The 20853-nt window shown below is 44.6% G+C and carries 17 protein-coding genes and 5 tRNA genes; 7 read left to right on the forward strand and 15 right to left on the reverse strand.

The annotated features are described in order from the left end of the window. Positions 1–487: IS3 family transposase (locus tag BGI33_RS05215; RefSeq protein ID WP_144235367.1), on the reverse strand; the 487-nt coding region annotated here is incomplete at its 3' end. Then, on the reverse strand, positions 487–699 hold the full coding sequence (locus BGI33_RS14170; RefSeq protein ID WP_100090250.1) for a transposase: 213 nt from the start codon (positions 697–699) through the stop codon (positions 487–489). The genes BGI33_RS14170 and BGI33_RS05215, both read right to left, overlap by 1 nt. A 133-nt stretch (positions 700–832) precedes the next feature. Here BGI33_RS14170 and BGI33_RS05225 point away from each other — a divergent pair, with 133 nt between their 5' ends. After that, on the forward strand, positions 833–1096 hold the full coding sequence (locus tag BGI33_RS05225; RefSeq protein ID WP_100090251.1) for a threonine/serine exporter family protein: 264 nt from the start codon (positions 833–835) through the stop codon (positions 1094–1096). A 151-nt stretch (positions 1097–1247) separates the two neighbouring features. On the opposite strand, the gene BGI33_RS05230 is transcribed toward BGI33_RS05225, so the two are convergent. Together BGI33_RS05230 and BGI33_RS05235 are read right to left on the reverse strand one after the other, a co-directional pair. Then, positions 1248–1334: transfer RNA gene (locus BGI33_RS05230), tRNA-Leu, on the reverse strand. A gap of 706 nt (positions 1335–2040) precedes the next feature. Continuing rightward, positions 2041–2127 (reverse strand) — tRNA-Leu (locus BGI33_RS05235). A gap of 87 nt (positions 2128–2214) precedes the next feature. Between BGI33_RS05235 and rnr the strand changes: the two genes are divergently transcribed. Then, entirely contained in the window at positions 2215–4551 is a 2337-nt protein-coding gene (gene rnr, locus BGI33_RS05240; RefSeq protein ID WP_100090252.1) for a ribonuclease R, read from the forward strand. Between the two features lie 586 nt (positions 4552–5137). Here the strand turns inward: rnr and BGI33_RS05245 are convergent. The 8 genes from BGI33_RS05245 to BGI33_RS05280 all read right to left on the reverse strand — a co-directional run bounded on the left by BGI33_RS05245 (position 5138) and on the right by BGI33_RS05280 (position 12156). Then, complete coding sequence (locus BGI33_RS05245) at positions 5138–5710, reverse strand: 50S ribosomal protein L25/general stress protein Ctc (RefSeq protein WP_100090253.1); 573 nt, start codon at positions 5708–5710, stop codon at positions 5138–5140. 60 nt (positions 5711–5770) lie between these two features. Continuing rightward, positions 5771–6757 (reverse strand): ribose-phosphate pyrophosphokinase, encoded by a 987-nt coding sequence (locus BGI33_RS05250; RefSeq protein WP_100090315.1) that lies wholly within the window; start codon positions 6755–6757, stop codon positions 5771–5773. Between the two features lie 576 nt (positions 6758–7333). After that, positions 7334–7409 (reverse strand) — tRNA-Gln (locus BGI33_RS05255). A 30-nt stretch (positions 7410–7439) separates the two neighbouring features. Further along, positions 7440–7515 (reverse strand) — tRNA-Gln (locus BGI33_RS05260). Between the two features lie 21 nt (positions 7516–7536). Beyond that, positions 7537–7612 (reverse strand) — tRNA-Gln (locus BGI33_RS05265). A 10-nt stretch (positions 7613–7622) separates the two neighbouring features. Further along, positions 7623–8474 carry a 4-(cytidine 5'-diphospho)-2-C-methyl-D-erythritol kinase gene (gene ispE / locus BGI33_RS05270; protein WP_100090254.1) on the reverse strand — a complete coding sequence of 284 codons (852 nt, stop codon included), beginning with the start codon at positions 8472–8474 and terminating at the stop codon, positions 7623–7625. 6 nt (positions 8475–8480) lie between these two features. After that, positions 8481–9119, reverse strand: coding sequence for a lipoprotein insertase outer membrane protein LolB (lolB, locus tag BGI33_RS05275; protein ID WP_100090255.1), 639 nt, complete (start codon positions 9117–9119; stop codon positions 8481–8483). A 208-nt stretch (positions 9120–9327) separates the two neighbouring features. After that, positions 9328–12156, reverse strand: a complete 2829-nt coding sequence (locus BGI33_RS05280; RefSeq protein WP_100090256.1) for a tetratricopeptide repeat protein — start codon at positions 12154–12156, stop codon at positions 9328–9330. Between the two features lie 304 nt (positions 12157–12460). On the opposite strand from BGI33_RS05280, the gene mutM reads away from it, so the two are divergent. After that, positions 12461–13282 (forward strand): bifunctional DNA-formamidopyrimidine glycosylase/DNA-(apurinic or apyrimidinic site) lyase, encoded by an 822-nt coding sequence (gene mutM, locus BGI33_RS05285; RefSeq protein ID WP_100090257.1) that lies wholly within the window; start codon positions 12461–12463, stop codon positions 13280–13282. Positions 13283–13294: 12 nt separating this feature from the next. After that, entirely contained in the window at positions 13295–14107 is an 813-nt protein-coding gene (locus BGI33_RS05290; RefSeq protein WP_100090258.1) for a 1-acylglycerol-3-phosphate O-acyltransferase, read from the forward strand. A 40-nt stretch (positions 14108–14147) separates the two neighbouring features. Here BGI33_RS05290 and pdxH read toward each other — a convergent pair whose 3' ends face one another. Continuing rightward, complete coding sequence (gene pdxH / locus BGI33_RS05295; protein ID WP_100090316.1) at positions 14148–14780, reverse strand: pyridoxamine 5'-phosphate oxidase; 633 nt, start codon at positions 14778–14780, stop codon at positions 14148–14150. Between the two features lie 190 nt (positions 14781–14970). On the opposite strand from pdxH, the gene hemA reads away from it, so the two are divergent. Both hemA and prfA read left to right on the forward strand, forming a co-directional pair. Continuing rightward, positions 14971–16233, forward strand: coding sequence for a glutamyl-tRNA reductase (hemA, locus tag BGI33_RS05300; RefSeq protein ID WP_100090259.1), 1263 nt, complete (start codon positions 14971–14973; stop codon positions 16231–16233). Between the two features lie 84 nt (positions 16234–16317). After that, positions 16318–17400 carry a peptide chain release factor 1 gene (prfA, locus tag BGI33_RS05305; protein ID WP_100090260.1) on the forward strand — a complete coding sequence of 361 codons (1083 nt, stop codon included), beginning with the start codon at positions 16318–16320 and terminating at the stop codon, positions 17398–17400. A 45-nt stretch (positions 17401–17445) separates the two neighbouring features. Here prfA and BGI33_RS05310 read toward each other — a convergent pair whose 3' ends face one another. Then, positions 17446–18330, reverse strand: coding sequence for a hypothetical protein (locus BGI33_RS05310; RefSeq protein WP_100090261.1), 885 nt, complete (start codon positions 18328–18330; stop codon positions 17446–17448). Positions 18331–18384: 54 nt separating this feature from the next. Further along, positions 18385–18654 (reverse strand): DUF1289 domain-containing protein, encoded by a 270-nt coding sequence (locus tag BGI33_RS05315; protein ID WP_100090262.1) that lies wholly within the window; start codon positions 18652–18654, stop codon positions 18385–18387. A gap of 236 nt (positions 18655–18890) precedes the next feature. Here BGI33_RS05315 and typA point away from each other — a divergent pair, with 236 nt between their 5' ends. After that, the gene (gene typA, locus BGI33_RS05320; RefSeq protein ID WP_100090263.1) at positions 18891–20705 is read left to right on the forward strand and encodes a translational GTPase TypA; all 1815 of its coding nucleotides are present in this window, start codon (positions 18891–18893) and stop codon (positions 20703–20705) included. Positions 20706–20853 lie beyond the last annotated feature (148 nt).

Here is a 20853-nt window from a genome sequence, read left to right on the forward strand (position 1 = left end):
GGGTAATCCTGCCAGCCGGCAAACTGACTGCAATATCAATGCCTAACGCCTCACGATTAAAGTCATCTATCACATTGAAAGTTCTAAACCTGCGTTGATTGCGACTGCTGTCACTCATAAAATCCATTGACCAGCATTCACCTTGTTTACTGGGTGCAGATAGTCTTTCTGGGCATCGTGGAGGAATGCATTTTTTACGCTTTACCCTCAGATTAAGCTTTAATTCACAATACACCCGATACACCCGTTTATGATTCCATTTATAGCCGAGCTTTCTGATACGATTAAAACACTTGGGAAAGCCCCAGCGTAAATGCCTGTCAGTGATAGCACTGAGTACTGACACAATCACCGAGTCATCTGGTAATTTAGGTTGATAATAGTAAGCACAGCGGCTTAAGCCAACAATTGCGCAGCTCATAGCAATAGTAACAGGATGACTTTCTTGTAATTGCACAGCCCAAGCTTTACGTGCCTTGGTAGGCACTATAGCTTTTTTATGATTTCCTCCTGAAGCTGAGATTTTAAACTGAGCTCGGCAAACATTTGCTTAAGTTTACGGTTTTCAGCTTCCAGCTCCTTTAAACGTTTGATATCGGAGGTTTCCATACCACCGTATTTTTGCCGCCATTTATAAAAAGTCGAGTTGCCGATGCCATATTTACGGCAAAGTTCTTTAACAGGAATACCCGGCTTCAGCTTCTTTTAAAATAGATACGATTTGATGTTCAGTCATTTTTTTCATGATTAAATCCTCTGTGGGTTAATAAAGAGAATTTTCTACTTCAGAGCTGTACTATTTTAGGGGATAGTTACAGATTGGTGGGGGCTAATGAAATGTGACCTTACAGGGAAGGATGTTGGCAATGCAACTAACTTACCTATGTCGGTACCTGTGGTACGTATTATGGTTCCCGGTATCTATATGTTCCGCTCGATGTATTTTGTACAGCAAAACGATATTATTAATGCCATTAACTGGGTAGCACAAGCTATGCTTATCGTTCTTGCTTTGCCATTAGGTTTGGTACTGGCACGAGTATGTAGTGATAAAGGATGGGCATTTAACCAATTACCTGCTGATGAGCAGAAGTAATATATTTCCTTCTCGCTGCTTTCTGCTTGTTCAATTAATTACTTACGCAGATAGTTAAAAATAAATAATGATAAGTTTAATAGAAAGTTGCTTATATATCTGGAAATAAAAAAAGATATCTAATTACTTAGATATCTTTTTTTCGGAATTCTGGTGCCCAGGAGAAGACTCGAACTTCCACACCATTGCTGGCACATGGACCTGAACCATGCGCGTCTACCAATTCCGCCACCTGGGCTTATTTGCTACTGCAACTATTAGATTGCTGCGTTCAGCGAATTTGGGCATTATATAGTCTTGGTACAGATTGTCAATAGCTATGTAGGCATCAATAATAACAGTTATTGATTAACAATGGGATTTTTTACAAAATATGCTGCGTACAGTATCTAAACTGTTCAATTGACTGCTTATGACATGCAATTTGGTTATTGAATGCATCAAATAATTCTCTGGGTTAATAAAAAATTACCGCAATTTTAGTTGTGATGGCGCACAGGGTGATTTGATACTATCAATTAAACTGGCGATACAGATCGTGTTTTATCAGGTATTAATACATTTTATACTGTACAAATTATATGGGAATAATTTAATCGCTATATATAAATCTTTTTATATATATTTTTGTCTGTTTGCTTGCTTTGTATCTAATTATAGTTTTACGGCTGCTCTGGAAGACCAATACATAATGTCATACTTTATTTTTATCATTTTGGATGGCTGTAAAGACTTGCTATTTAAATATTGCTCAATTAATTTATTCTAGTGAACAACGCGTACATATGCTGGATAAAAATGTAATTTACATTTCAATATGTTACCAAATAAATATTTGATATTTAATATTATTTATAGGAAAAATTCCAGATTTAAGGATTTTACTAATATAGGAAATAAAAAAAAAGATATCTAATTACTTAGATATCTTTTTTTCGGAATTCTGGTGCCCAGGAGAAGACTCGAACTTCCACACCATTGCTGGCACATGGACCTGAACCATGCGCGTCTACCAATTCCGCCACCTGGGCTTTTGCATATATTGCGACTTTCAGTTAAAGTATGTCTTTAACTGAGGAAATGCATTATATATTCTCTAAAGAGATTGTCAATACCCTATGAAAAAAAAATCTGATTTACGCCATCAAGACCCTTATTTAGAACGAGAATTACAACGTTATCTTAATCCCCTACCCAGCCGTGAATGGATTATTGCCATTTTGGAAAAAATTGGCATTCCAGTCAAAATGACTGAGCTGGCACAAAAACTCAATATTACTGCCGAAGAAACAGCTTTTTTTGAACGTCGTTTAAACGCCATGGCACGTGATGGGCAGATTTTGATTAATCGCCGTGGTGCTGTTTGTATAGCCAATAAGCTGGCACTGGTTAAGTGTCGTATTGAAGTACACAAGGATGATTTTGGCTTTGCCGTACCGCTGAATCCGGCGGATGGCAGCGATTTTGTGCTTTATACCCGGCAGATGCGTGGGTTGATGAATGGAGATATTGTCACAGTACGACCAGCGGGTACCGATCGGCGCGGCCGGCGTGAAGGTCAGGTTCTGGATGTGATTGAACGCGCCAATCAGGATGTGGTTGGCCGGCTGACTATTGAACATGGTGTGGCCATGCTGGTTCCTGAGGACAAGCGCCTGGGCGCAAGTATTGTGTTACAGCCGGATTCGCTTGGTAAAGCCAAAGCCGGACAGGTTATGGTGGCCAGAATTGAGTCATATCCGAATGCAACACAGGCAGCCGTTGCGCGTGTTACTGAAATTTTGGGTGATTATGCTGACAGTGGTATGGAAATTGAAATCGCTGTACGCAAGCATCATTTATCTTATCAGTTTAGCCATGATTGTTTAGCTCAGGCCGCTAAAATACCTGATCATGTTAAGGCTGCTGAGCGTAAAAACCGGGTAGATTTGCGTGAACTACCGCTGATTACCATTGATGGTGAAACTGCTCGTGATTTTGACGATGCGGTATATGCGGAAAAAATTGGCCGTAATTATCGTCTGGTGGTAGCCATTGCTGATGTTAGCCATTACGTTTATCCCGATGATGCTATTGATAAGGATGCACAGGAACGTGCTACGAGTGTGTATTTTCCGCGTCGGGTAATTCCGATGCTGCCAGAAAATCTTTCTAATGGCATCTGCTCGCTTAATCCAAACGTAGAGCGCTTGTGTCTGGTATGCGATATGGTGATTACTTATGCCGGTAATATTAAAAGCTATGAGTTTTATCCGGCTGTAATGCGTTCCCATGCACGACTTACTTATACGCAGGCATGGGACTGGATTAGTAATGACCAGTTTGATGACCCGATGAAAACGCATGTGCTTAGTCTGTACCAGCTGTATCAGATTTTACTGAAAAAACGCCTGCAACGTGGTGCTGTAGAATTTGAAAGCATAGAAACACAGATGATATTTAATCAGCAGGGCAAAATTGAGCGTATTGTGCCAGTTGAACGTAATGAGGCTCATCGCCTGATTGAGGAATGTATGCTGGCAGCCAATGTTTGCGCTGCAGAGTTTCTCAAGCACCACAAGCACCCTGTTCTATACCGCAATCATGCTGGCCCTACCAGTGAACGTTTAGGTACTTTGCGTGAGCAGCTGGCTTTGCTTGGCTTGCAATTGAATGGTGGTATCAATCCTACGCCAAAGGACTATGCGGAGCTAAGCGAAAAAATTAAAGACCGCCCAGATCGTAATGTAATTGGCGTGATGTTGCTGCGCTCTATGCAGCAGGCAGTATATGAACCACAGAATATAGGTCATTTTGGTTTGGCCTATCCGGCATATACTCACTTTACTTCTCCGATTCGGCGTTATCCCGACCTGACGGTACATCGTGCCATTAAGGCAATTTTACAGCACAGGCAATACCAGCCAAAATCGTGGACTGAGTTAGGCGTACATTGCTCGCTGGCGGAGCGTAAAGCTGATAATGCCAGCCGTGATGTTGAAAACTGGCTGAAAACCTACTATATGCAAGACAAGATTGGTGAAGTGTTTTCCGGTACGATTTCGGGTATGGCAAACTTCGGCCTGTTTGTTACTTTAGATAATGTTTACATTGATGGTATGATTCACATCAGTGATCTGGGCGAAGATTATTTCAATTTCCATCCTGAACTGATGGCAATTATTGGCGAACGCAGTGGTATTAGCTTTAAGCTTGGTGACAAGGTAATGGTGAAAGTAGCCCGCGCTGATCTGGATACCAGCCGGATCGATTTGGTACTGATTAGCACCAGTAGTGGCAAGCGGCGTCAGAAAAACAATGCACAGAAAATTCAGAAACAGCTTAAAGCTACTGCTAAAAAACCGCGCAAGGTTGCCAATACCAAGCAAAAAGATGCTAGAACTAAAACAGCAACAGGCCAGAATTCCCGTTCAGCCCGTACTCGCAGTAAGTCGTCAGGCCGCAAAAAATCCTGATTTTTGTCGGATTGGTACTAATTAAGTTGTTAGCTTAAGACAAAATATTTGTCTGCTTTCCAGCAAGTTGGTATGCAGTAAATAATAAAGCCTTTATTATTTGGCCTATAAAGGCTTTTATTAGCTACTTTCTCAGTGACAGCTTTAACCTGTATTCTTAAAATTTTTTTGTAATTCATGCTCAATGTTACAACAATTGTATGATAGGTTTTTATAAATATTCAGGTTTGCTTATTTTTCTGGAAAAATAATATTAAAGGAATTGGGAACCACTTGTATTTTTATTGAGTTATGAATGTTTTTAGGATTTAAGCAGATATGTGTATTGTGCTCTTGCATTACATTATTTCGTATTAACACTGTATCTTAAAGTGCATACTTGTATTGGTTTTAATTATTTATTTTTCCTATTTTCTTACCGTGCCAGGTTTATTAAGTAGTAATGGTTTTATTGATTGGTTATTGCCACGGATATCACGAAATAAAAAAACTGAAGCCTGTAATAACAGACTTCAGTTTTTATTGGGTATTTATCTGTAATAGGTTAAATACTTTTCAAATATAGGCTGTATTCAAGCTTTACAGCTTATTTGTTTTTACCGGTAGCAGAAGCGATAGCCAGATTTTCGTTACGATTCAAGGCAACGCTGGTAACGCCTTCTGGGAATACCAGATCAGACAGGTGACGGATTTCACCGGCACGGATGGTAGCAACATCCAGCTCCAGTACAGCCGGAACGTTTTTCGGCAAGGCATTCACTTCTACGCTGGTAGCCAACAGGGACACACGACCACTCTGCAATTTTTCCGCTGGAGAAATAGCTGCATTCAACAGGTGCAATGGAACGCGAATGTTGATGGCTTTATTTGCATCAACAGCCTGAAAATCAATATGCTGTACCTGCTGTTTAAACGGGTGCATCTGGAAATCACGTACAATAACGTCGTAAGCTTTACCATTAACATCCAGCTTGATGATAGCAGTATGGAAAGATTCTTTTTCCAGTGCATACCATAAGGTACGATGATCTACAGTAATAGCTACTGGCTCGGTACCTTCGCCGTACAATACAGCCGGTACTTTGCCTTCGCGACGCAGGCGGCGGCTCGCACCAGTGCCCTGAGCTTCACGGATTTCTGCTTTAATTTCGTAAGACATAACTACTCCAAGGTTAAATGCCATCATCGGCCGCGACCAGCTTAAGATGGCTTGGGGGTATTAAGGGAGAAACATTGCTCCCGGGATGGCCACATCCTCATTAAAGAGATATGACACAGATTCTTCGTTGCTGATACGGCGTACAGTTTCTGCGAGTAAGCCGGAAATGCTTACCTGACGGATACGTTCACATTTCTGTGCAGCTTCTGATAATGGAATGGTATCAGTTACTACTACCTGATCGATTTCTGATGAGGCAATACGTTCGATTGCTGCGCCGGAAAATACCGGATGCGTGGCATAGGCCAGTACGCGTTCTGCACCACGCTCTTTTAGTGCTGATGCAGCTTTACACAGGGTATTGGCGGTATCAATCATGTCGTCAATAATCAGACAGGTACGATTCTGGACTTCGCCAATAATGTTCATCACTTCGGCCACATTGGCTTTTGGCCGGCGTTTATCAATAATGGCTAAATCAGTACCCAGCGTTTTGGCCACAGCACGGGCGCGTACTACACCACCGATATCAGGGCTGACTACGGTCAGATTGTCAATGCGCTGCTTTTCAATGTCGTGCACCAGAATGGGGGTGGCATAGATATTGTCAACCGGAATATCAAAAAAGCCCTGAATCTGGTCGGCATGCAAGTCAACCGTGAGTACACGGTCAATACCGGCAGAATACAGCATATTGGCTACCAGCTTGGCGGAAATCGGCACCCGAACTGAGCGCGGACGGCGATCTTGGCGTGCATAACCGAAATAAGGTATGGCAGCGGTAATCCGGCCGGCAGAAGCACGTTTGAGCGCGTCGGCCATGGTGAGGATTTCCATTAAATTATCATTGGTTGGTGCGCAGGTAGGCTGTACGATAAATACATCGCGACCACGTACATTTTCCAGTAATTCAATTGCGATTTCGCCGTCTGAGAATTTTCCTACTGAGGCTCGTCCCAGAGAAATATCCAAATGTCTGGCTACGTTATTAGCCAGCTCTGGGTTTGCATTGCCGGTAAACACCATCAAACTGTCGTATGCTGCCATTTCTGTTGTACCTGAGTCCTGTTTAGGTTTGGTTTGGTTTGTATGAGGTAGATTAAACATTTAATCCAAGGCTTTCATATCACCACTGACGCTGGTGTATCTGTCATTTAAACAAGTGGGGAATATTAACCGGACAAAGTAGTTTTACTCTTCTTTCTCTCAGTCTTTATTCATTTACGCTACTTTTAAATTCAAAAGCAATGACCACCGCTTTGAAAAAGATTTTCCAGTGTGCACTGGTTAGCTACAAGTATCAGGGCTGAAACAGATTTAATCAATGAATTTTGCTGATACCTGATAGCAGCATGGCAAAATAGTAACACTATTTTATTACTACGATTGAATCTGTATTGTGTTTTCAACCCCTCAACTGGTTTGCTTAGCACAAAAGTGAAAGCTGTTTATACATACTGTAACATCATTATGCCTGTGTGAAATCCAGTATACTGGTTTTCAATCCATCAGGCTGAACCGGTAAATTATATCACTTCTATCGATTTACACGTGCTCTTACGTAACAATTTGTCATTTACACATTAAATAAGCGTGTAAGTAAACTTACACGCTTATTTGAATTGGCTGGGGAGGTAGGATTCGAACCTACGCATACCGGAATCAGAATCCGGGGTCTTAACCACTTGACGACTCCCCAAAAGGGTTTACTGCTTAACTGCTCAATATGTGGCTGGGGAGGTAGGATTCGAACCTACGCATACTGGGATCAAAACCCAGTGTCTTAACCACTTGACGACTCCCCAATGCTTTTTGTATTAAGCAATTGGCTGGGGAGGTAGGATTCGAACCTACGCATACTGGGATCAAAACCCAGTGTCTTAACCACTTGACGACTCCCCAACAACACACATCATTGATAAAACGGATGCCTCGGTATCGAAGCAACACAATACGCCTGATGCGCGTGAGAAACTTTATTGTAAACAGCTTGTGCGGCACTCTCAGAATCAAATGACAAAAATACGCATGCACCAGAACCACTCATCATTGGTGAACCGTATTCAGCCAAAACATCAAATGCTGCCTTTACCACTGGATACTCAGCAAAAACAACGCTCTGCATATCATTGCGCCAGTGCTGTCCTGCTTGAAAGTCTGGCATTATGCGTGGCTTGGAATCTCGTGTCAAGTCTTTATGTGCAAATATTTTCGGCGTACTAACGTGCACGGGCGGCTTGATAATCACATACCATTGTTTTGGCAGGAATATAGGACTTAAATCCTCACCAATACCACGAGCGAATGCACTTTGGCCAAAAATAAAAAATGGCACATCTGCGCCCAGTTGTACCCCCAGCTGCAATAGTTGTGTCTTATTTAGGTTAAGCTGCCATAAGCGATTGAGTGCAATTAACACTACTGCTGCATCTGCACTGCCCCCTCCTAGTCCGCCACCGATGGGAATCTGTTTGTCCAGCCAGATGTCCACACCCTGCTGTATCCCTGTATGACTGCGTAGTAACTGTGCTGCACGTACGCACAAATCCTGCTCCGCCATGATGCCGGCAACTGGTGTATTCAGTGTTATGGCGCCATTACTGTTTACTCTGAGCCAGATTTGGTCATACAACGCGATCAGGGTAAAGATGCTTTCGAGTAAATGATAGCCATCAGCACGCCGGCCGACGATGCGCAGATCAAGATTCAGCTTGGCTGGTGCCAGAAAGTGGTGAGCATCGGCTGGTGGATATAAATTATTCATATTCTGCTAATTACTCAAATCAGGAAGTCTTTGACGCAATTCACATTGCGATGATGTCTGGCTGGCCGTATCTGTGTATTCATCAAAAACCAGTCTGATATCAAAACGCGCGTTATTTAATTGAACGACATGTGGATTACGGCTGCCATTTTGCAGCTGGCGCTGGATAATCCAGCCAGACTGTTTGAGCTTGCCATCTGGCAGTAACTGATAAGGTTCATCTGCAATCCAGTAACCCTGCACCCACTGATTCAGATGATCAAATGGCAGCGCAAAACCAAGCATACGCTGGCTTAATTCTTCTATGCTGGTGGCAGTGGTAATCTGCCCTTTGCTGTCTTCCGCAATTACTCCTGTGTTGTCACGACACAGAACACCTACGCTGTTACCCAATGGTGTTTTGACCTCAATGGTTTGTACTGTACCTAAATTCTGCCAGCTAAAGTTGGCATATGTACCTTTGCCTTGATCTTTGATAGCCAGCCTGCCGGAACTGTCAAAAGCGGAGACAGTATGTTCATGACCTGCCTGCCAGTCTGTGGCTGCGGTTATTTTTTTCGACACCAGGCTGCTACAGGCACTTAAGGCTAAGCTAAGGATAGCTGTGGACACATAGAGGCGTTGCCTATGAAAAAATGAATACATTATTTTCCGTTGCGGTAACTGTGATGTGTTTATTGTAACGGTATTAACAGCAACTGTATGTACTCTGAGCTGTTAAACTTCTGCTTACAATCTGCATATAAATCAGTAGCTGCCGTTCACACAATATGTGTATGGCAGCTTTTTTTGCGGTATCACCAGATAATCTGGCTGACAGATTAAATTAAGCCACTAGAGTTACCAAGTCTATTTACTGGTCTGTGGCTGCGAGAGCAGACAGGCTGGCCGGATCGACAGCAAATTTTTTTAAAGTCTGCTGTAAAACTTTTTGGTCTGAATTTTTATTGGCCAGCCCTTGAGCCCAGATTTGCCGTGCCTGCTCTTGTTCACCCATTTGCCACAATACTTCACCCAGATGTGCTGCAACGGTACTTTCCGGTGATGCCTGATAAGCAGAGCGCAGGAGCGGTAAGGCTTTTTTTGGTTCACCATTAAGGTAATAGGCCCAACCCAGACTATCCTGAATCACCTCAGATTCTCCGTCTAACTGATTTGCATGTTGCAGAATGGTTAGCGCTTCAGTCCAGTAACGTTTTGGCATATTGAGCATGGCATAACCCAGGTTATTCCAGCCATAAGCACTATCAGGTTTCAATTTAGTAAAGACACGAAAATCTTCAATTGCTTTTTTCGGCTGATTCAGATTTTCAGCATAAGCTACACCACGCATATACGTGATCAATTCCACAGATTTGCTGTCATGAGTGGTATCGACAAGCTGCTGCGCCTCTTTCAGATGCTGTGTCAGTCTACGTACATAAGCTTTTGGCTGAAGTATTTTACGGTCGATGTTAATTGAAAGAATAAGTACATCAATGTCATCAAAAAATTCTGGTGCTTGTTGGCTCTGATTAATGCGCTGCAACCATTGCTGTGCTGCTGGTATGTTGTTTTGTTCTACTTCAATCAAGCCCATCAGACAGGCTTTATCGGTGGCAAATTTGTTATCTGTCACTTTATTTAACCATTCTCGCGCTTCAGCAGTATTTTTATTTTTATAAAAATAAGATGCAGCCTGAAGTGCTGCTTCACTGCGCTGGCTAACATTACCTACTTGAATTGCCTTATTGATGTTATCGATAATAGCTGATGTATTTGCCTTATTGACATCTAATGTACTGGCCTGTCGCAGATAAGAATCTGCATCCGCCTGAGCCATTTCTGTTTTTACTGCTGTCAGGGGCAAGCTGGCTGGCTTGATTCCATGCTTGCTCAGAATCTGGCTCAGAACTTTATGCTCGCTTTTTTTATTAAGCCAGCCCTGAGCCCATATCTGGCGAGCCTCGTTTTCACGTCCCAGTTGCCAGTAAACTTCACCCAGATGGGCAGCTACTTCACTTTCAGGCTGATGCTGATAGGCATATTCAAGTAAAGGCAGGGCTTTCTCTGCATCACCATTGAGAAAATAAGCCCAGCCCAAACTGTCATTGACAGCCGGAGACTGGCTGCTTAGGGAATAAGCCTGTTCCAGTAATTTCTGGGCTTCCAGCCAGTTGGCTTTAGGCATGCTCAGCAGGGTATAACCCAGTGCATTGAGACCCTCCACCTGATTAGGCCTCATCCTGACATAGCGGCGCATGTCTGCCACGGCTTTTGCCGGCTCATTAAGTTTATCTGCATATAATAGCCCGCGCAGCAGTAATAATGGCGGAACATCCAGTTCCTGTGTTTTGGCATCGCCCTGCTCGGCTTTCGCCAGCATTCTGTTGAGGTATTGCTCATACTGACGGTTTGTAAGCGAGGAGCCGTTTATAAAGGTTTGCAGACGCAGCAAATCTCTGGAATTGAAAAATGTGCCCTGTTTATTGGTAGACTGAGCTTTATTCAGCCATTTTTGCGCTGCTGCCCAGTGTTCTTCTTCGGCATCCAATGAGCACATCATGAGTGCCTGATCAAAGGCAAACTTCGGATCATCTGCTTTTGCTGCCCATAAACGGGAAGCAGATAAATTATGCTCATCATAATAGCGCATGGCTACCATCATTGCCACTTTACTGCGCTGATTGCGATTACCCAGTTCGGCGATTTTCTCTGCGTACGAAGCAATGGTAGCTGTGTCTGCTTTCTGGCTGACGGCCAGATAAGCGGCCTGTAAATACAGGTCTGCACTTTTACTTTTGACTAGTAATGGCTGCAAGGTTTGATATGCTTGCTGCAATTTGTTATTTTTAATCAGTAATTCTATATAAAGACTTTGCCATTTAGCTGGCATGGTATCCACGCCAGTTTGCTGATAAAAATCCAGCAGGTATTGTGGCTGTTTGAGATTGATCAGATTCAGAGTGAGCTGAGTGGCCGGAAAGATATCGGTATCCAGACGAAGCAGCGATTGTAATGCTTTGATGGTTTGCTCTTCATGTGCACCAGTTACGCCATAGATGGCATCTGCAATCAATGCTTCCGCCATTTCGGGATGCAGAACTGCCTTTTTGTGAATTGGAGCATTCAGTTCATCAGTGGCATTCAGATTGTTTAAGCGCAATTGTGCCAGTTTTAAAAACAGCCGGCGCAGCTGATAATCATTGACATGAGACAGAACTGCATCTGTATTTTTCAGCACTTGCGGCACATCATTTTTTGCTATGGCCAGTTCCCACATCAGGCGCTGTCTGGCTGGTGTTTCAGTTGGTTCGATTTGCTGCCAGCGATCAGCAATGGTTTGCGCCTCTGTAATTTTGTTGGCACCCAGTGCCATTTCCATGGCTCGCTCTGCTACTTCTGGTTCCTGCGTATGTTCGAGCATGCGCATGTCTGCTGCCAGAGCCTTAGCGGTTTTGCCCTGCGAATAGGTAAGTTCGCTGGCAAACAGGGTAAAAATGTCATTGGCACGTCCGGCAATGGCCAGACGCCGTTGCAGGGATGCGGCATCATCTGGTGCGGTAAGCTGACTTACGCGTTCAATTCTGGTTTGAATCAAAGGTACGGATGTCTGCCGCTCCTGAGTACTATTTGCATTGGCCATACTTGCAGCCATTAAACTCAGAACGATCGGGGTAATGCGATGAATCCAACGAGGCATTAAACTTCTCCATGTATGCTGATCAGTTGTCGTATACACTGACTCATGAACAAATAACAATTCTGTACCGGCACAGGCAGATTTTTACTAACTTCTGTTGAGATAGGCTGCCTTAGAAATGTCTGCTACCCATTTAAAGACTAAATTATTGGGGTAAAATAGTTTGCTACTTTAACACAGACATTTTTAACTGCGCATGACTTAATGCCAATTTTATCTGGTTATAGCCTGCATAACTTGTGCTTTCAAATTTATTTTCATGATGCTATTGTATCGATTTTATTCTGGATTTTATCATTAAATCATGCCTGAACTTCCTGAAGTAGAAACCACTCGGCGTGGAATTGCTCCTTTTATTGTGAATCAGACTGTTTCACAAGTAGAAGTGCGTCAACCGCGTTTGCGCTGGCCGGTGATGGATAATCTTGGCTCACAGCTTGAGGGTGAAAAGGTTTTATCAGTTAAACGACGGGCTAAATATCTGTTAATCGAGCTGGCTTCTGGCACATTAATCATTCATCTGGGCATGTCTGGCAGTTTGCGGGTCTTTACTGATTTCAGTGCGCCGCCTGTGCAAAAGCATGATCATGTGGATATTGTTTTTACTAATGGTACTTTGCTGCGTTTTCATGACCCCAGACGCTTTGGGGCTGTGTTATGGTTTGTTGGCCTGATTGAGCAGCATCCATTACTGGTTAATCTGGGACCAGAACCACTAAGCACGGATTTTGATGCTGACTATCTACAGCAAAAACTGGCTAAACAGAAACGTGCGATTAAGTTAGCAATCATGGATAATAAAACGGTTGTTGGAGTAGGCAATATTTATGCCAATGAGGCACTATTCCGCACCGGCATTCATCCAGCCACCACTGCCATGCATTTGGACAAAATGCAGGTTAGCGCGCTGACTGAAGCAATCAAACAGATATTGCAGGAAGCGATTGGTGCCGGGGGCAGCACCCTGCGCGATTTTGTGAATAGTGCTGGTCATAGTGGCTATTTTCAGCTACAGCATGATGTATATGGGCGAGCAGGAGAGCTGTGCCGGCAATGCGGGCATCCGATTGAGAAAATGGTTTTGGGTCAACGCAGCAGTTTTTACTGTCCCCAATGCCAGCGATAATGATAAATAACAATGACAAAATCAGAACATACTTCTTTGTTTACCCGCTGTGCGCGTATTTTCAAACTGGCTCTATGGTTGAGACAAACCATTAAGCGTGTAAAGCGCTTCAAGAATTTAAGCGCCACTGAGTGTAATAATGAATTAATTTCAATTGCGCACAATTTATTGCATGTACTGCACGTAAAAGTAAAATCCGAACAGGCTGTACCAGATACAGCCAGCATGCCATGGCTAACTGTTGCCAACCATGTTACCTGGCTGGATATTTTTGTATTGATGGCCTATATTCCCGGTGGCTTTATTGCCAAAGAAAGTATCAAGTCGTGGCCGGTATTGGGTAAATTGGTTACCAATGGGGGCACGGTTTACATTAACAGGCTGTCGCGGCAGGACATTAACCCAGTAATTAAAGCTATAGTACAAGCACTGCAAGAAGGTAAAAATGTGCTGTTTTTTCCTGAAGCCTATACATCCGAAGGTTTAACTATGCTACCGTTTAAAGCTGCTTTGTTTCAGGCAGCCATTGATGCCGACAGGCCAGTAATGGCTGTAGCAATACGCTATTATGATTCTCAGGGACAGCGCACGCCTAAAGTAGCCTTTGCCGGCAGAACCACCTTACTGCGCAGTCTGTGGAATATTGTTTCCCTGCCGGAAATCATGGTGAAAGTTGATTTTGCTGCTTTACTAAACACTGCTGATAATAAAATTACTGACCGTTTCAGCCTGAAAACTCAGGCCGAAGATTTTATTCAGACCAAAGTACTCAGCGATAGCCCGATAACATCCACAGCATCGGCAGATAGTACATCTTCTCAATAACCATGGACTGATATTTAATTCAGAAATAAATTATCTTAATCTATGGTGATAAACGCTGTTTAATCCATAAGTTATTTTGTAGTTCATACTGGATACGGTCATGTAAACGGCTTGGCCGCCCCTGCCAGAATTCAATCAGTTCAGGCTGTACGATATAGCCACCCCAATGAGGTGGCCTCGGCACATTCAGCAAATATTTTGCGCTCAGTTTTGCCGCTCGTGCCATCAGCTCGGTTTTGCTACTGATAACGGTACTTTGTTCACTTGCCCATGCACCGATACGGCTGCTATATGGCCGAGAATGAAAATATGCATCGGAATCGGCTGCGGGTAATGGCTGCACCACTCCTTCCACTCGTACCTGTCGCTCCAGTTCCGGCCAGAAAAATGTGAGTGCCGCATAGGGATGCTGGCTTAAAGCGCGGCCTTTGCGGCTATGATAATTGGTAAAGAATACAAAGCCGTGAGCTGTTACTTCTTTTAACAGCACAATGCGCGCATTGGGGCGGCCATACTGGTCAACTGTAGCGATATTCATGGCAGTGGGTTCATTCACTTTGGCATGCATGGCTGCCGTTAGCCACTTTTGGAACTGTTCCAGCGGGTTGGCACAGCAATCGGCCTCATTGAGTGACTGTTTGCTGTAATCCTGACGAATATCGTGCAAATCCAGATTATTCATAGTATTTATTCTTGCATGCGAAAAATTTATTTATACTGCCACCAGATCTGATTAGCTGCTTTTTCGACACCAATAGCGTATAATTGACCACTTTAACCGCTTTTATTTAATCAGAATGTAAAGTCTGGTTGGTAATCATCCTACCCGCAGTAGCGGGCAAACGCAAATTACTTCAGGTAACATGTCTTTAACCGTTATCGGACTCAATCACCAAACTGCCCCTGTTTCTGTGCGTGAACGTTTGGCCTTTCCGGCTATCATGCTGGCGGAGGCCTTAACTGCGCTTGGCAGTGAGACGGAAATTGCGGAAGCGATGATTTTGTCTACCTGTAACCGTACAGAAATCTACTGTATTGGTGATGCAGCCACAGCAATACACTGGCTCTCCAGCTACCATCAATTACCACTGACTGAATTTTCGCCCTATTTATACCAGTTCCATGACAAAGATGCTGTGCAGCATGCCTTTCGGGTAGCATGTGGTCTGGATTCAATGGTTCTGGGTGAACCGCAGATTCTGGGACAATTGAAAGAGGCTGTGCGCACAGCGCGTAGCCAGCATACGTTACACCAGCATCTGAACGCGTTATTTGAGAAAACCTTTGCCGCAGCAAAAGAAATTCGCAACGAAAGTGCAGTTGGTGAAAACTCGGTGTCTATGGCTGCTGCCGCAGTAAAAATGGCTGCCCAGATTTTTCCTGATATTTCTGCATTGAATGTCTTGATGGTGGGCGCCGGTGAAATGATTGAGCTGGTGGCCACTTATTTTGCCGCTGAACATCCGCAGCGCCTGACGGTACTCAACCGTACACTGGCGCGGGCACAGGAATTATGCAGCAAGCTGAATGCACAAGCGGATGCACGCATTTTAACTGCTTTGCCTGAAATTCTGGCTGAATACGATGTAATTGTTTCTTCTACTGCTAGCCCATTTCCGGTTATCGGCAAAGGGCTGGTAGAACGTGCGCTCAAGCAGCGGCGCGGCATGCCGATGTTTTTGCTCGACCTGGCCGTACCACGCGATATTGAAGCAGAAGCTGGCGAACTGAACGATGCCTATCTGTATAGTGTCGACGATATGGTCAATATTGTGCAGCACGGTCAGGCTGCACGGCAGCAGGCTGCTGCTGCTGCTGAAAAGATGGTTGCCAGCAAGGTAGCTGAATTTATTGCCTGGCAACAAACCCGCAGCAGCGTGCCTTTAATCTGTGCATTGCGCACTCAGGGAGAAGAACTGCGGTGCAAGGCTGTAGCCAAAGCGCTGCGCCGGTTACGCAAAGGCACATCTATTGAGGAGGTGTTGCAACGTTTAAGCCACGAACTGACCAACAGTCTCCTGCATGCACCGACCAGAGCATTAAATAAAGACAGCCGGCAGCACCCTGAACTGGCTGAAGCCATCAGCCTGATTTATCACCTGCACGGCCAGAATCGGCAGCGTTAGCACGTTATTCAGCATCCAGCTTCCATTACACCTGTCCAACTTAGCTTCAATTGACTAATAACTTATTTTAATACGGAACACCAGATGAAACCTTCATTGATAAACAAGTTACAGCACCTGACTGAGCGTCTGGAAGAAGTAACCGCTTTGCTGGCTTCTCCTGACGTCACCAATAATATTGACGAGTATCGTCGCCTGACCCGTGAACATGCCGAACTCACTCCTGTGGTAGAAACCTACCGCCAGTATACGCAGGCTGAAACCGATTTGTCGGCAGCAGAAGAAATGCTTGCAGACCCTGAATTAAAAGAATTTGCAGCCGAGGAAATCAGCAACGCACGAAGCCAGATTGCACAACTGGATAGTGAACTGCAAAAACTGCTGCTACCAAAAGATGAAGATGACGATAAAAATATTTTTATTGAAATCCGTGCTGGTACCGGTGGCGATGAAGCAGCTCTGTTTGCCGGTGATTTGCTGCGCATGTACACCCGCTTTGCCGAACGCATGGGCTGGCAGGTAGAAATTGTCTCTGCCAGTGAAAGCGATCTGGGTGGCTATAAGGAAGTCATTGCGCGTATTGCCGGTATGAATGTTTACAGCCAGCTCAAGTTTGAATCCGGCGGACATCGGGTTCAACGCGTACCCACCACCGAAAGTCAGGGCAGAATTCATACTTCTGCCTGCACTGTTGCCATCATGCCCGAAGCTGATGAAGTAGCCGAAGTACAATTAAATCCCAATGATTTACGTATTGATACCTTCCGTGCTTCCGGTGCCGGTGGCCAGCATATTAATAAAACGGACTCAGCAGTGCGGATTACCCATCTGCCTACCGGAATGGTGGTGGAATGTCAGGATGGCCGTTCGCAGCATGCCAATAAAGCACAGGCGATGCGTGTACTCGCCTCACGTCTGTATGAGCAACAGAAACATGCAGCCCAAGCCAAAGAAGCGGCGGAACGCAAAAGCCTGATTGGCAGTGGCGACCGCAGCGAACGCATCCGTACCTACAATTACCCACAAGGCCGGGTAACAGATCATCGCATTAACCTAACCCTGCATAAACTGGACTTTATTATGGACGGCGATTTAAGTGAACTGACACAGGTACTGATTGCCGAGCATCAGGCTCAACAGCTGGCATTGCTGAGTAATGCCAGCTAAAGTAGTTACAAAAAGCTGTTCTGGACACCAGAATAGCTTTTTAGTTTACATCGCTGGTAGCCATGAATTGAGGCTGCTGCCATAGAATAAAAACCAGATTGCAGCAATGGCTAGCACAATGCCGGCGGCATTCAAACCATTAATTTTTTCTTTAAACATAAAAGTGCCAATAATGGTAGCCAGCGTAATCACCCCCAGATTCATGCCGGCAAACACCAGCGAAGGGTCTTGCTGAAACTGCTGATGAGCACGGATATAAAAAAGAATATTGGCAAAGTTCAGACCGCCTAATAATAAACCGGCCAGAATACTGGCCGCATTCCAGACCGTTCTGCGCAAACACAGATAACCTGTAATCAGAATAGCAGCCAGAATAAATGTCACCTGTAAAGTTGGTGCAAAGGCCGTCCCACTTTTGGACATCTGTTTAAACAGAATATCTGTTGTGCCATAACATAGCCATACGCCGAACAAATAGCCAGCAGTACTAAAAAAACCACCCTGCCCCTTACCTTTAGCAGGATTCTGCCGATACAGTAGTGTTAGCAGAGCCATCAGAGCCAGCGCAATACCAATAATCTTGTTGCTACTCAGGTTTTCACCAAAAAATACGAATGCAGCCACAATGGGCAAAAACAGTGACAGGCGCTGTGCTGCATCGGTTTTAACCATCCCGGCCTGCTCAATAGCCCGCCCCAGCACAATAAAGCCTAGCGGCAAACCAATCCCCAGTGCCAGAAAAATAATCCAGTGACTGGTGTACATATGCCAGTTGACAAAATCCGGGCGCAGAAAAAACCAGTTACACAATGCAGCTACCGGATAATTAACCGCTACAGCCTGAGCAATATTCACTCCGCCTCTGCGCGCCAGTTTTAATAATACTGAGACCGAAACACTACACAAAATACTAATAATTAAAAAATGCATTTCCCCTCCTAAAACAAAATAAATTTAGGCCTGCTTAGCCAGCTATTCAGGAATTTAAAAATCAAAATCCGCCTGTATCCATAATTGCGCCATCAGCCTGTCTTCGTCCTCACCTGTTTGCTTAGCCTGCCATAATAACTGTTCCAGCTTGCGCCGGCGCAAGGCACATAAACGCAGCACATGCTGCTTCTGTGTATCAGATAGATGCAACCAGTATAGACGCTCATCCCGGCTACGCAGACAGCCCTTGCAATAGCCCTTGTGATCACTTTCGCACACACCACGGCAAGGGCTCGGAATAATAAAAAATTCTAACTGTTCCATTGCTCAGATTCGTGTGAGCCACAACAGAATAGCAATCGTAACCATTCTCTGTGTCTATCGGCCATAGGTAGATAAGGCAAACAATAACTAGGGTGCATACTCTGACATAAATTAGCCACTTTAACACGGGTAGACAGTCTGATTTTGCTAAATATTCCACGAAAACCAGAGTAAATGTTATAATTCAAGGTTAATTTACCATCCAAATAGCAAATACAACTAGGTTACACACTCCCATGAGTAAAAAAATTCGTAATATTGCCATTATCGCACACGTCGACCACGGCAAAACCACACTGGTAGACCAGTTATTGCGCCAGTCCGGTACTTTCCGCGCCAATCAGCAGGTAGACGAACGGGTGATGGATAGCAACGATCTGGAAAAAGAGCGTGGCATTACCATTCTGGCTAAAAATACCGCCATCGAATACGAAGGCTTTCACATCAATATCGTTGATACCCCGGGACACGCTGACTTCGGTGGTGAAGTAGAACGTGTACTGGGCATGGTGGACTGCGTGTTACTGCTGGTAGACGCACAGGAAGGCCCGATGCCGCAAACTCGCTTTGTGACCAAAAAAGCATTGGCACTGGGGCTAAAACCTATCGTGGTTATCAACAAAATTGATAAACCAAGTGCCCGTCCAAGCTGGGTTATCGATCAGACTTTTGAATTGTTTGACAAACTGGGCGCTACTGACGAACAGCTCGACTTCCCCATTGTATACGCTTCCGGTCTGTCCGGCTTTGCCAAATTGAATGAAGAAGACGAATCCAGCGACATGCGCCCGCTGTTTGATACCATACTGAAATACACTCCCGAACCATCAGGTGATGCGGATAAACCACTGCAATTGCAGATTTCTCAGCTTGATTATGATAACTACACTGGCCGCTTGGGTATTGGCCGTATTCTGAACGGGCGCATTAAACCCGGTCAAGTAGTGGCCATCATGAATGAAGATCAGCAGATTGGTCAGGGACGGATTAACCAGTTACTTGGCTTCAAAGGTCTGGAACGCATTCCCCTGCAGGAAGCTGAAGCGGGCGATATTGTTACCATTTCGGGTTTGGAAGATATTGGTATCGGTGTCACCATTGCCGACCGTGAACAGCCTCAGGGTTTACCCATGCTCAGCGTGGACGAGCCTACACTGACCATGGATTTCATGGTTAACACCAGCCCACTGGCTGGCACCGAAGGCAAATTTGTCACCAGCCGCCAGATTCGCGAGCGTTTGCAAAAAGAATTACTTACCAACGTGGCTTTGAAGGTTGAAGACACCGCTGATGCAGATGTTTTCCGCGTTTCTGGACGTGGTGAACTGCACCTGACCATTCTAATTGAAAATATGCGTCGCGAGGGCTATGAGCTGGCGGTTGGTAAGCCTCGTGTGGTTTTCCGCGAAATTGACGGCGTAAAATGCGAGCCATACGAAAATCTTACCGTAGATGTGGAAGACAACACTCAGGGCGCGGTAATGGAAGAATTGGGTCGCCGTCGTGGTGAACTAACCAATATGGAAAGTGATGGCAAAGGACGCACCCGTCTGGAATACCGCATTCCTGCGCGTGGCCTGATTGGTTTTCAGGGTGAATTTATGACCATGACCCGCGGCCAAGGCCTGATGAGCCACGTATTTGACAATTATGCACCGGTAAAAGCTGAAATACCCGGCCGCCGCAATGGTGTACTGGTATCGCAGGAACAGGGTGACGCCGTGGCCTATGCCTTATGGAATCTGGAAGACCGTGGCCGCATGTTCATCAATCCGGGCGAAAAAATCTACGAAGGCATGATTATTGGCATTCACAGCCGTGACAACGATCTGGTAGTTAACCCGCTGAAAGGCAAAAAACTAACCAATGTCCGTGCCTCTGGTACAGACGAAGCAGTACGCCTGACGCCACCGGTACTGATGTCTTTGGAAGCTGCGGTCGAGTTCATTGATGATGATGAACTGGTAGAAATCACCCCGCAAACCATTCGCCTGCGTAAACGTTACCTAAGCGAGCAGGAACGGCGCAAACACTTTAAAAAACTGGATTAATTCTGGTTATTTATCTAAAAACAGGCAGCTTTTACCGGCTGCCTGTTTTTAGATTAGTGTAAATATGCAGATAAACAGAGCTTTTGTCTTTAAAATAAATCACCCTATAAAGTGTGCATTTGCCAAACAATACAGCATGAGCAGAATA

The sequence above is a fragment of the Snodgrassella alvi genome (assembly GCF_002777425.1).
GTDB lineage: Bacteria > Pseudomonadota > Gammaproteobacteria > Burkholderiales > Neisseriaceae > Snodgrassella > Snodgrassella alvi_B.